The 13,895-nt window shown below is 72.1% G+C and carries 5 protein-coding genes; all 5 read left to right on the plus strand.

Annotated elements, in window-relative coordinates; genetic code table 11:
• On the plus strand, positions 1-1,017 hold a 1,017-nt coding region (locus tag ACXJKG_RS14705), incomplete at its 5' end, for a hypothetical protein (protein ID WP_456846493.1).
• A gap of 120 nt (positions 1,018-1,137) precedes the next feature.
• Complete coding sequence (locus ACXJKG_RS14710; protein WP_456846494.1) at positions 1,138-1,809, plus strand: hypothetical protein; 672 nt, start codon at positions 1,138-1,140, stop codon at positions 1,807-1,809.
• A gap of 11 nt (positions 1,810-1,820) precedes the next feature.
• Entirely contained in the window at positions 1,821-7,367 is a 5,547-nt protein-coding gene (locus tag ACXJKG_RS14715; RefSeq protein ID WP_456846495.1) for an alkaline phosphatase, read from the plus strand.
• 47 nt (positions 7,368-7,414) lie between these two features.
• Positions 7,415-10,942 (plus strand): PKD domain-containing protein, encoded by a 3,528-nt coding sequence (locus tag ACXJKG_RS14720; protein WP_456846496.1) that lies wholly within the window; start codon positions 7,415-7,417, stop codon positions 10,940-10,942.
• Positions 10,939-13,895 (plus strand): PKD domain-containing protein (locus ACXJKG_RS14725; protein WP_456846497.1); only part of this gene is annotated, 2,957 nt, incomplete at its 3' end. The genes ACXJKG_RS14720 and ACXJKG_RS14725, both read left to right, overlap by 4 nt.

A 13,895-nucleotide genomic window follows, 5' to 3' on the forward strand; every position in this document is an offset into this window, starting at 1 on the left:
GCCGGGTTCGGCATGGCGACGTTCGTGCCGCGGGCGCGCGCCCGGGGTGCCGACGACGACGTGCAGGCCGGGCTCCGGCTGAACTGGGTCAGCACGGCGGTGACCACCCCGGTGCTCCTGCTGGTCACCGGCTGGTGGGCCTTCGAGCACCACGCGCCGCTGGCCGTCGCGCTCATCTGCGTGTCGCTGGGGCTCGAGCGCAACGTCGACACCGTGCTGGGCGTGCCCATCGCCGACGGCGACTCGCGGACGGCGGCCATCTCCATGGTGCTGCGCCGGTCGGTGAGCCTCGTGGTGCTGGTGATCGGCCTGCTGACGGGCGCCGACGCGGTGCTGGCGTACACGATCGGGCTGCTGGCCGGTGCTGTCGCCGCCCAGGTGCAGATCCGGCTGCACGTGCGTGACCTGCCCGGCAGCGCGTCGGCCGTCCCCACCCGGGACCTCGCCCGCCGCGGCTGGCCGTTCCTCGTCGCGAACGTGGCCGGTCAGGCCCGCACGCTCGACGTCCCCCTGGTCGCCGCGACGCTGACCCCGGCGGCGGCGGGCCTGTACGCCGCGGCGGTCAAGCTGGTCCAGCCCCTGCTGCTGATCCCGCAGTCGCTCGCCGCCGTGGTGGCCCCCCGCTCGGCCCGGCTCGAGCCGCCGGCCGCCCGGCGCCTCGGGGCGCGCCTGATCGCCGCGCTGCTGGCCGGAGGGCTCCTCGCCGTCCCGTTCATGGTCTTCGCCGAGCAGATCGTGGTGCTCCTCATGGGCCCCACCTACGCCGGCAGCGGGCCGGTCCTCGCCTGGACGCTGGCCGGTCTGCCGTTCTTCGCGGTGGCCGCGGTGCTCTCGGCGCTCCTGCAGGGCCAGTCACGCGAGCACCTCGTGGCGGTGATCGGGGTGGTCTCGGCCGTGGTCACGGTGCTGGCCGTCCCGGCCGGCGCGGTCATCGGCGGTATCACTGGCGCAGCCATCGCTCTGACCTGCGCATCCGTGCTCCGCGCGGGGGTCCTGGCGGCCTACTCCCTGCGCTGACACATCACCCGTTCGAGCCGGGTGAACTGTGCAGGAATATGGTGGTCTGTCCAGATTTCGCTCGTATTCTCGCCGGATGAGCCGCCTGTCGGAGGGGGCCCTTCCGGATCGGGTGAGCACATGCAGCGGCGAACGCTCCAGTGGGTGGCAGGCTCCGCGACAGCGGTCGTGCTGCTCGGTGGCATCGCCTGGGGCGTGGCCGCGACGCGCGGGGACACCACCGACCCCGCGGCGGCCGATCCCACGCCGAGCGTCTCGGTGACGCAGGCCGCCCCGTCGGCCGAGCCGACCGAGCCGGCGGCCGACGCACCCTCGGCTGCACCCGCACCGACGACCGGGCCCGTGGAGGGGACGGACCCGGCCGACGACAGCGTGGTGCACGTCGAGGACTACTCCGAGGCGCCGCCCGTCGCGCTCGACCAGCCTGCGGACCCGGGCGACAAGGCCGTGGTCAGCCTGACGTCGATCACCAGGATCGACGGTGTCGGTCGCGCGATCGGCGAGCGCAGCGGTCCCGCGCTCGCGGTCGCGATGACGATCCGCAACGACACCGGCGCTCCGCTCGACCTGAACTTCGTCGTCGTCAACGTGTACTCGCAGTCGGGCGTGCCCAGTGTGGAGCTGGCCAGCGACCCGCACGAGAAGGGCTACTCGGGCGTCCTCGCTCCGGGTGAGTCCGCCGACGCGACCTACGTCTTCCGTGATCCTGCCGAGGGGGGCCCGGTCAAGGTCACGGTCAGCCATGATGCCGCGGTCCCCGCGGCCTCGTTCCAGGGTGATGTCACCCCGTGAGGAGCCCCTCGATGTCGCAACCCCGCCACGCCACTCGCTCGGTGCGCGCACTCGTCGCAGCGGCGGTCTCCGCCGCTCTCGTCCTGTTCGGGCTCGGTGCGCCCGCCTGGGCCGACGACCCGCTGCCCTCGGGCACCGGCTCGGTCGACCCCACGGTGACGGCGGACGCCCTGCCCACGGTGCAGATCGACGGTGTCGCCTGGGCGCAGGTCGTCGTCGGCAACACCGTGTACGTCGCGGGCGAGTTCACCACGGCGCGGCCCGCCGGCTCCCCGGTCGGCACGGACACCACGCCGCGGTCGAACCTCCTGGCGTACGACCTCACCACCGGTGAGCTCAACACGACCTGGGCACCCACGGTCAACGGCCCCGCGTACTCGATCGCGGCGTCCCCCGACGGGACGCGCATCTACGTCGGCGGCGACTTCACGCAGGTCAACACCTCGGCGCGCAACCGCTTCGCGGTGCTGAACGCGACGACGGGCGCGGTCGTGACGGCGTTCACCGGCGGGGCGAACGCTGCCGTCCGTGGGATCGTGGCCACCCCGACCACCGTCTACATCGCCGGCAACTTCAACACGGTCGCCGGTCAGTCACGGCCCCGCGTCGCGGCGTTCGACGCCACGACCGCCGCGCTCAAGACGTGGCGCGTGTCGGTGCAGCCCCGCCAGGTCGACTCGATCCTGCTCAGCCCGGACGGCTCGACGCTGTACATCGGCGGCCGGTTCGACATGATCAACGGCGTGGCCCGCCAGGGCATCGGCGCGGTGTCGACGTCCAGCGGCGCCATCTCGACGTGGACCGTGAACCCCGAGATCTTCGCGTACGGGTACTCGGCCGGGATCATGAGCCTGGCCACCGACGGCAACCTCATCTACGGCACCGGGTTCGGGTTCCTCACCGACCCCGACAGCAACACGAACCTCGAGGGCATGTTCGCGGCGGACCCGGTGACGGCCGACGTCGCGTGGCTCGAGGACTGCCACGGCGACACGTACTCGGTGTACGCCAACCCCGGCAAGGACCACGTGTACATCGCCGGGCACCCGCACATGTGCTCCAACTTCGGCGGGTACCCCGAGATCAACCCGCGGCGGCACCAGTACGCCGTGGCGTACACCAAGACCGCGGTCGGCCAGATCCAGCCGAACTCGCAGGGCGGCTACTTCGACATGGCGGGCTTCCCCGCCCCTGAGCAGCGCACCTTCTGGCCCACGTTCACGCCGGGCACCTTCACCGGGCTCGGCCAGGCGACGTGGAGCGTCAACGGCGGCGGCAAGTACGTCGTGTACGGCGGTGAGTTCCTCACCGTCAACGGCGTGGCGCAGCAGGGCCTCGTGCGGTTCGCGACGCCCGACATCGCCCCCGACAAGCAGGGCCCGCAGCTGACCGGCTCGGCGCTCCAGCCCACGGCGGCCGCCCGCGCCACCGGCACGGTGCAGGTCTCGTGGCCGTCCAACTGGGACAAGGACAACGGCGAGCTGACGTACCAGGTGTTCCGCAACAACGGCGCGACCCCGGTCTACTCGACCACGCGCCCGTCGCGGTTCTGGGACATGTCCCGGCTCTCCTTCACCGACACAGGTCTGGCCAACAGCACCTCGTACACGTACAAGGTGGTGACGGTCGACTCCAGCGGCAACGCCGTGACGTCGCCGAACGTCACGATCTCGACGACGAACGCGACGGCCGGGAGCATGGGCGCCTACACGGCGGCGGTGCTGGCGGACAACCCGGCCGGCTTCTGGAGGCTCGGTGAGTCGACCGGCGCGGCCCTCGACTGGGCGGCGTACAGCAGCTCGACCGTCGGCAACCAGGTCACGCGCAACCAGACCGGTGCGATCTTCGGCGACAGCAACCGCGCCATGGCGTTCACCGGCGCGGCCAGCTCCCGGGTGTACAGCCAGGTCAAGGTGCCCGGCCCGATGCACTTCACGGTCGAGGCGTGGTTCAAGACGACGTCCACCACCGGCGGCAAGATCGTCGGCTTCGGCGCGACCTCCGGCACGGGCGACAGCAGCAGCTACGACCGGCACGTCTACATGGGCACGGACGGGCGACTGAACTTCGGCGTCTACCCCAACGCGGTCCGGCTCGTCACGTCCCCCGCGGCGTACAACGACGGTGCCTGGCACCAGGTCATGGCGAGCGTCGGCGACCGCGGCATGGAGCTGTACGTCGACGGCTCGCTGGTGGCCAACGACCCGAACGTCACGTTCGCCCAGGCCTACGACGGGTACTGGCGGATCGGTGGCGACAACCTCGGCGGCTGGCCGAACGCGGGCGCCACGTCCTTCACGGGCACCATCGACGACGTCTCGGTCTACGGCCGCCAGCTCGACCTGGTCGACGTGGTCCGGCACCGCGGGCTCGGCGCCACCGGCGTGGTGCCCAACCTGCCGCCCATCGCGAAGTTCCAGGTCACCGGTGGTGAGCTCGCCGCGACCTCGGACGCGTCGGCCTCCTCCGACCTCGACGGGACCGTGGCGTCGTACGCTTGGAACTGGGGCGACGGCGGCACGAGCACGGGCGTCACGTCGGGGCACACCTACGCGACCGGCGGCACGTACCCCGTCACGCTGACCATCACCGACGACGACGGAGGGACGACGTCCCTGGTCCACCAGGTGGTGATCGCCAACCCGAACGTCGGTCCGACGCCCGTCATCACGTCGAGCTCCACCGGGCTGACCGGCCTGCTGGTCGGCACGGGCTCGAGCGACCCGGACGGCACGATCGTCTCCTACCAGTGGAACTTCGGTGACGGCACCAGCGGCACCGGCGCGACCGTCTCGCACGCCTACGGCGGCAGCGGCATCTACACCGTCTCGCTGACGGTCACCGACGACGACGGCGTGGCCACCACGACGACGGCGCCGCTGACGATCATCGCGCCGGTGGTCGACGTCCTCATCGCGAACGACACGTTCACGCGGACCGTCTCGCCCGGCTGGGGCACGGCGGACTCCGGTGGCGCGTGGACCGCGACGGCCGGCGCGGGCTCGGTGAACGGCACGCAGGGCGTGTCGGCCATCGCGGCCGCGAGCGGGTCGTTCAGCGCGCGCCTCACGGCCGTCACCGGTACCGACCTGGTCACCCGCTTCTCGACGCTCGTCGACAAGCGGCCGGTCGGCTCGGGCGCCTGGATCCTGTCCCGCGGGCGGGTCACGACCTCGGGCGAGTACCGGCTCAAGGTGAACCTCAAGTCCAACGGCACGGCCACCGGCCAGTTCGTGCGGACCAACGCGGCCGGCACGGAGACCGTCCTGACGACGGCCACCACGCTGACCGGCTTCACGTACTCGGCGGGCTCCGTCATCAAGACGGCCCTGAAGGTCAGCGGCGGCACGCCGACGACCCTGAGCGCGAAGATCTGGATCGGCACCGAGCCGACCGACTGGCAGCTCACGACGACGGACTCGACGGCCGGGCTGCAGGAGGCCGGGCACACCGGTCTGGCGTACCTGCTGTCCAGCTCCGCGACCAACGTGCCGATCACGTTCCGCACCGACGACTACTCGGTGCTGTCCGTCGGCACCGCGGCGCCGCCCGAGACCCAGATCCCGCCGGACGACCCGGCGCCGACCTTGCCCGCCGTGCAGACGGGCACACCGAAGAACATCATCACGCTCATCGGTGACGGCATGGGCTTCAACACCGTCGACCTGGGCAGCGTGTTCCAGTCCGGCAAGACGCTGTACCAGCAGAAGATCACCAACGGCCCGAACCTGACCAAGATCGGCGGCCAGGGCGCCACGCAGCCGTACCAGTACTTCTCGGTGCAGTCGGCGATGTCGAACTTCCCGGCGGGCGGCTCCTACAGCCCGTCCGGTGCCTGGTCGTCGTTCACGCAGCCGCTGACCGGCCCGACCGACTCCGCGGCCTCGGCCACGGCGCTCTCGTCCGGCCTCAAGACCAACAACGCGGTCATCGGGCGGGACGCGACGGGCAAGGACATCCGCAGCATCGCGGAGCTGGCCCAGGACGTCGGCAAGGCGACGGGTGTGGTGACGACGAAGTACCTGTCGGACGCGACCCCCGCCGGCTACCTCGCCCACGACGAGGACCGGAACAACTACACGGCCATCGCCGACGAGATGGTGGCGTCCAACGCCAACGTCATCTTCGGTGCCGGCAACCCGCTGTACGACAACGACGCCCAGCTGCGTGCGACGCCCGACTACTCGTACATCAGCCAGCCGACGTGGGACAAGATCACCACCGGGCAGACGCCGTACACGTTCGTCGACACCTCGGCRCAGTTCGAGGCGCTCGCCACGGGCGCCACCCCGGACCACGTCTTCGGTGTCCCGCACGCCTTCTCCACGCTGCAGGAGGGGCGCTCGGCGCTCGACCCGAACAGCGTTCCCTTCAGCACGCCGCGCAATGCGGACGTGCCGAGCCTGGCGACCATGAGCAAGGCCGCGCTCAACGTGCTGAACAACGCCGACCCCGACGGGTTCTTCGCGATGATCGAGGGCGGCGCCATCGACACGGCGGCGCACTCGAACAACACGGCGGGCGTGGTCGAGGAGCAGGTCGACTTCAACGACACGGTCCAGGCCGTCGTCGACTGGGTCGAGGCCAACTCGAGCTGGGACGAGACCCTGGTCATCGTCACGGCCGACCACGAGACCGGGTACCTGTGGGGTCCGGGGTCCAACCCGGTCCGCAACCCGATCGTCGGCACCGCGGGCACCCTGCCGGCGGTCCAGTGGAACACGGTGAACCACTCCAACCAGCTGGTGCCGTTCTACGCGATGGGCGCAGGCTCGGCGTCGCTGGCCGCCAAGGCCACGGGCTCCGACCCGGTGCGCGGCTCGTACCTCGACAACACCGACGTCGGTGCGGCGTCGCTGGCCTTCTGGGGTGGCGCTCCCGGCGACGCGCCGACGGTGCACCTGCCGCCGCCGCCCCCGCCGCTGGCGACCGACACGTTCGAGCGGACCGTGTCCGGTGCGTTCGGGACGGCCGACAAGGGTGGCGACTGGATCTCCACGGCGAGCGCGACGAGCGTCGGCGCGGGGACTGGCGTCATGACGCTGGCCGCCGCCGGTGGCACGGCGAGCGCCCGGCTGCCCGGTGCGGCGAGCTCGTCGCACCGCCAGACGGTCACGTTCTCGCTGGACAAGCGGGTGGCGGGGTCCGGTGGCTGGGTGCTGCTGCGTGGTCGGGTGATCGACGGCGTCGGCGACTACCGCCTCAAGGTCGCCCTGTCCTCGGGCGGCGGCGTCTCGGCGCGGCTGTACCGCACGAACGCGGCGGGCACCGAGACGGCCATCGGCAGCTCGATGACCGTGACGGGCGTGACCTACAACGCCGGCACGCAGCTCACGGCCGCGCTCGAGGTGGTGGGGACCAACCCCACGACCGTCCGGGCCAAGGTCTGGCCGGCCACGGGCACCGAACCGACCGCGTGGCTCACCTCGGTGACCGACACGACGGCCGCACTCCAGGCACCCGGCTACACGGGGCTGGCGGCGATCCTCTCCAGCACCGCGACGAACGTGCCGGTCACGGTGCGGTTCGACAACTACAGCGTGACACCCGTCCAGTGACGCGACGGCGGCGCGCGGGAGCGCGCCGCCAGACAGGGGAGAGATCGATGCGAGCAGCACAGGGGCTGTGGTGGCGTCGTGCCGTCGGGATCGCCGCGTCCGCGGCCCTCGTAGTGGTCGGTCTGGTGACCTTGCCGACCGCCGCGACGGCCGCCGGGCCGGTGGCGCAGGACCCGACGGTGACCGCGGACCCCTTGCCGACCGTACAGATCAACGGTGTGGCCTGGGCGCAGGTGGTCTCCGGCAACACGGTGTACGTGGCCGGTGAGTTCAGCACCGCGCGCCCCGCGGGCGCCGCCGACGGGGTCTCGACCACGCCGCGCGCCAACCTGCTCGCCTACAACCTGACCACCGGTGAGCTGATCACCACCTGGGCGCCGACGCTGGACGGCCCCGCGTACTCGATCGCTGCGTCCCCCGACGGGACGCGCATCTATGTCGGGGGCGACTTCACGCACATCAACAACGTGGCGCGCAACCGGTTCGCGGTGCTCAACGCGGCCACGGGTGCGCTGATCACCTCGTGGACCGGCGGCGCCAACGCGGCCGTGCGCTCGATCGTCGCGACGGCGTCGATGGTCTACATCGCCGGCAACTTCAACACCGTCGCCGGCCAGTCGCGGCCGCGCGTCGCGCAGTTCAATGCGGCGACCGGCGCCATCACGACCTGGCGCGTGTCCGTCCAGCCCCGGCAGGTGGACGCGATCGCGCTGGCCCCCAACGGGTCGCAGCTGTACATCGGCGGCCGGTTCGACTTCATCAACGGCGTGGCGCGCCAGGGCATCGGCGCGGCCGCGACCTCCAACGGGGCGACCACGCCGTGGACCGTGAACCCCGAGATCTTCGAGTACGGCTACTCGGCGGGCATCGAGAGCCTGGCGACCGACGGCAACCTGGTTTACGGCACGGGCTTCGGGCTGATCACCGACGAGACCAGCGAGGGCAACCTCGAGGGCATGTTCGCCGCGGACCCGGTCACGGCCGACCTCGCCTGGGTGGACGACTGCCACGGCGACTCCTACTCGGTCTACGCGAACCCCGGCAAGGACCACGTGTACCTGGCGGGTCACCCGCACAACTGCGGCAACTTCGGCGGGTACCCGGAGATCAACCCGCGCCGCCACCAGTACGCGGTCGCCTTCTCCAAGGCCGCGCACGGCAAGGTGCAGCCCAACTCGCAGGCGGGCTACTACTCGCTGGAGGGCCAGGGCGCCCCCGAGCAGCGGACCTTCTGGCCGACGTTCACCCGCGGCACCTTCACGGGCCTGGGCCAGGCCACGTGGAACGTCACCGGCAGCGGCAAGTACGTCGTCTACGGCGGTGAGTTCCTCGCCGTCAACGGCACCGCGCAGCAGGGCCTCGTCCGCTTCGCGACGCCGGACGTCGCCCCCGACAAGATCGGACCGTCGCTCTCGGGCACCGCGCTGCAGCCCACCGCGGCGTCGAACGCCCGTGGCACCGTGCAGGTGTCGTGGCCGGCCAACTGGGACCGCGACGACACGACGCTGCGGTACCAGGTGCTGCGCGGCAGCTCGGTGGTCTACCAGGTGGACCGCGACTCCCGGTTCTGGGACCTGCCCCGGTTCTCCTTCACCGACACGGGGCTGGCCAACAGCACGTCGTACACGTACCGGGTGGTGGCCGTGGACTCGGGCGGCAACTCGGTCACGTCGCCGTCCGTCACGGTGACCACGGCGGGTGCCTCGTCCGCGACGCTCGGCGCGTACGCGACCGGGGTCATGAACGACAGCCCCGGGGGCTACTGGCGCCTGAGCGAGACCAGCGGCAGCGCCCAGGACTGGACCTCGTACGCGGCGGCGACCGTGGGCGGCGGCGTGCAGCGCGGCCAGGCCGGTGCCCTGTTCGGGGACGCCAACGCCGCGATGACGTTCGACGGCTCCAGCACGTCCCGGGTGTACAGCACCCGCCGGGTGGCCGGCCCGATCCGGTTCTCGGTCGAGGCGTGGTTCAAGACCGCGTCGACGGCCGGCGGCAAGATCGTCGGCTTCGGCTCGACCTCGGGCACGGCCGACAGCGGCACCGCCGACCGGCACGTCTACATGGGTGCCGACGGGCGGCTGACGTTCGGCGTCTACCCGAACGCGTTCCGCACCATCACCTCGCCGGCCGCCTACAACGACGACGCCTGGCACCAGGTGGTCGCCAGCGTCGGGATCCGCGGCATGGAGCTCTACGTGGACGGCAACCTCGTCGCCACGGACCCGGACGTGACGTTCTCGCAGCCGGCCAACGGCTACTGGCGGATCGGCGGCGACAGCCTCACCGGCTGGCCGAACGCGGCCGGGACGACGTTCGTCGGCAGCATCGACGAGGTCTCGGTCTACGGCCGGCAGCTCGACCAGCTCGACGTGCTGCGGCACCTCAGCCTCGGCACGACGGGCTCGGCGACCAACCTGCCGCCCCTCGCGCAGCTGACGGTCACCGGCGGCGAGCTGACCGCGTCCGCGGACGCGTCGGGCTCCTCCGACCTCGACGGCGCGATCCTCCAGTACGACTGGAGCTGGGGCGACGGCGAGACCACGACGACGGCGACCGCCACGACGACGCACCCGTACGCGGTCGCCGGCACCTACCCGGTCTCGGTCACGGTGACCGACGACGGCGGCGCGACCGCGTCGGCCTCCGGCTCGGCCGTCGTCACACCCGCGAACGTGCTCCCGACGGCAGGGATCTCGGTCACCGGTCCGCCCGCGCTCGCGGTGCAGGTGTCGGGCGCGAGCTCGACGGACTCGGACGGGAGCATCAGCTCGTACGCGTGGACGTTCGGTGACGGCGGCACGGCCACCGGCATCACGGCCAACCACCAGTACCTCGCCACCGGCACGTACCCGATCACCCTCACGGTGACGGACAACCGCGGCGGCACGGACACGGAGACCCAGAGCGTCGACGTCGTCGCCCCGCCGGGACCGGTGGTGCTCGCGGCGGACACGTTCGAGCGGACGGTCGCCGACGGCTGGGGCACGGCCRACTCCGGGGGCGCCTGGACCACGACGGCCGGCGCGACGAGCGTCGGCACCGGCGGCGGGTCGCTGCGCGCGGCCGCGGCGKGCAACGTGGTCAGCGCCCGGCTGCCGGGCGTCACCAGCACGTCGCTGCGGCAGCAGCTGACCTTCTCGCTGGACAAGCGTCCCGCCGGGTCGGGCGGCTGGCTGCTCGGCCGCGGTCGGATCGTCGACGGCGTCGGCGACTACCGCGTGAAGATCGCCCTCTCCTCGGGCGGCGGCGTCTCGGCTCGGCTGTACCGGACGGACGCGGCGGGCACGGAGACCGCGATCTCCAGCGCCGTCACCGCCACGGGGGTGTCCTACAACACCGGCACGGTGCTGGCGACGGCGCTCGAGGTGGTGGGCACCGCGCCGACCACCGTGCGAGTCAAGGTGTGGAACGCGGCCTCGGCCGAGCCGGCCGCCTGGCTGGTGCAGGCGACGGATGCCACGGCCGGTCTGCAGGTCCCGGGCCACACGGGCCTCGCGCTGATCCTGTCCTCGACAGCGACCAACGCGCCCGTCGTGGCACGCATCGACAACTACAGGGTCACGGCCGTGCCGTGACCGTCGGCGGCCTCGTGGTGGTCGGCCTGGTGAGCATGCCGACCGCCGCGACGGCCGCCGGCCCGGTCCAGGACCCTACGGTGACGGCGGACCCGCTGCCGACCGTGCAGATCAACGGCGTGGTGTGGTCGCAGGTCGTCGTCGGCACCACGGTCTACGTCGCCGGTGACTTCTCCACGGCCCGGCCCGCGGGCGCCGCGGCGGGGGTCTCGACGACACCMCGCGCCAACCTGCTGGCGTACAACCTCACCACCGGCGCGCTGATCACGTCGTGGGCGCCGACCCTGGACGCGCCCGCCTACGCGATCACCGCGTCGCCGGACGGCACCCGCATCTACGTCGGCGGTGACTTCACCCGAGTCAACAACGTGGCGCGCAACCGCTTCGCCGCGCTCACCGCGAGCACGGGTGCGCTGGTCACCGCGTTCAGCGGCGGGGCGAACGCCGCCGTGCGCTCCATCGTCGCGACGGCCTCGACGGTGTACGTCGGCGGCAACTTCAACACCGTCGCAGGCCAGGACCGGCCCCGTGTGGCGGCGTTCAACGCGGCAACGGGGGCCATCACCACGTGGCGCGTCTCGGTCCAGCCCCGGCAGGTGGACGCGATCGCCCTGAGCCCGAACGGCAGCCAGCTCTACATCGGCGGTCGGTTCGACAAGATCAACGGCGTCGCCCGGCAGGGGATCGGCGCGGCGGCCACGTCCAACGGCGCGACGACGGCCTGGACGGTGAACCCCGAGATCTACGCGTGGGGCTACTCCGCGGGCATCCTGAGCCTGGCGACGGACGGCAACCTGGTCTACGGCACCAGCTTCGGCCTGCTGACCGACGACACCAGCGACACCAACCTCGAGGGCATGTTCGCGGCGGACCCGGTCACGGCCGACCTGGCGTGGGTCGAGGACTGCCACGGCGACACCTACTCGGTGTACCCGAACCCCGGCAAGGACCACGTCTACATCGCCGGGCACCCCCACATGTGCTCGAACTTCGGCGGCTACCCCGAGATCACCCCGCGACGGCACCAGTACGGCGTCGCGTTCTCGAAGACCCGGACGGGCAAGATCCAGCCGAACGTGCAGGGCGTCTACAAGAACCTGGACGGGCTGCCCGCGACCTCGCAGCGGACGTTCTGGCCCGTGTTCAAGCCGGGCACCTACACCGGGACGGGGCAGGCCACCTGGAACGTCACCGGCAGCGGGAAGTACGTCGTGTACGGCGGCGAGTTCCTGCAGGTGAACGGCGTGAACCAGCAGGGCATCGTCCGGTTCGCCACCCCCGACATCGCGCCCGACAAGCAGGGACCGGTACTCACGGGCTCGGCGCTGCAGCCCACCGCGGCCGCCCGGGCACGGGGCACGGTCCAGGTCTCGTGGCCCGCCAACTGGGACCGCGACGACGACGCCCTCACGTACCGCGTGCTGCGCGGCAGCTCGAGCACGCCCGTGTACCAGGTGACCCGCGGCTCGCGGTTCTGGGACCTCCCGCGGCTCTCCTTCACCGACACCGGCCTGGCCGACGGCACGTCGTACTCCTATCGCATCCAGGCGGTGGACCCGACCGGCAACGCGGTCACGTCGCCGTCCGTCACGGCCACCACGCCGGGCTCGAGCACGGCGACCCTGGGCGCGTACGCGACCGCCGTGCTGAGCGACAACCCGGCGGCCTACTGGCGGCTCGGCGAGTCGAGCGGGGCCGCTCCGGACTGGACCTCGTACGGCAACGCGACGGTGGGCAGCAGCGGCGTCACGCGCAACCAGCCGGGCGCCATCGCGGGCGACCCGAACGGCTCCATGACGTTCAGCGGGTCCGGCACGGCGCGGGTGTACAGCACCCAGAAGGTCGCCGCGCCGTGGAACTTCACCGTCGAGGCGTGGTTCCGGACGACGTCCAGCGCCGGCGGCAAGATCGTCGGCTTCGGCAGCACGTCGGGCACGGGGAACAGCAGCACCACCGACCGCCACGTCTACATGCGCGCCGACGGTCGCCTGAGCTTCGGGGTCAACCCCAACGCCGTGCGCGTGATCACGTCGCCGGCGGCCTACAACGACGGCGCCTGGCACCAGGTGGTCGCGAGCGCGGGACCGCGCGGCATGGAGCTCTCGGTCGACGGCACGCTCGTCGCGACGAACCCGGACGTGACGTTCGGGCAGATCGTCTCCGGGTACTGGCGGATCGGCGGCGACAACCTGTCCGGCTGGCCGGGCGCCGCGGGGACCGCCTTCGTCGGCAGCATCGACGAGGTGTCGGTCTACGGCCGCCAGCTGGACCAGTCCGACGTCCAGCGCCACCGGAGCATCGGCACCACGGGCACCGCGTCGAACCTCGCTCCCGTGGCGCGGCTCTCGGTGACCGGCGGCTCGCTGTCTGCCTCGGCCAACGCCTCCGCCTCGACCGACGCCGACGGCACGATCGTCCGGTACGACTGGGCCTGGGGCGACGGGCAGACGTCGAGCACGACGACCCCGACCACGACCCATCCGTACGCGTCGGCGGGCACCTACGCGGTGACCGTGACGGTGCGGGACGACGACGGGGCGACGTCGGCGGCGACCGCGAACGCCGTGGTCACCGGGCCCAACCAGCCCCCGACGGCGGCGATCAGCGTGACCGGTCCACCGTCGCCCGCCGTGCAGGTGTCGGGCGCCGGCTCGAGCGACCCCGGCGGCTCGATCAGCTCGTACGCGTGGACGTTCGGCGACGGCGGCACGGCGACGGGCGTCACGGCGACCCACCAGTACGTGACCTCGGGCACCTACCCGATCACGCTCACGGTGACCGACAACGGTGGCGCCGTGGACACGGAGACCGTCAGCGTGACCGTCGTCGTTCCCGCCGGCCCCGTCGTGCTGGCCTCCGACTCCTTCGAGCGGTCCGTGGCGAGCGGGTGGGGGACGGCGAACAGCGGGGGCGCGTGGACGGCCGACGCGGCGACCTCGGTGGGCTCGGGCAC

Source organism: Cellulomonas sp. P5_C6 (assembly GCF_054049635.1).

Coding starts and splice junctions, on each gene's coding strand:
- ACXJKG_RS14710 (WP_456846494.1), top strand. CDS start 1,138: ATGCAGCGGCGAACGCTCCAGTGGGTGGCAGGCTCCGCGACAGCGGTC.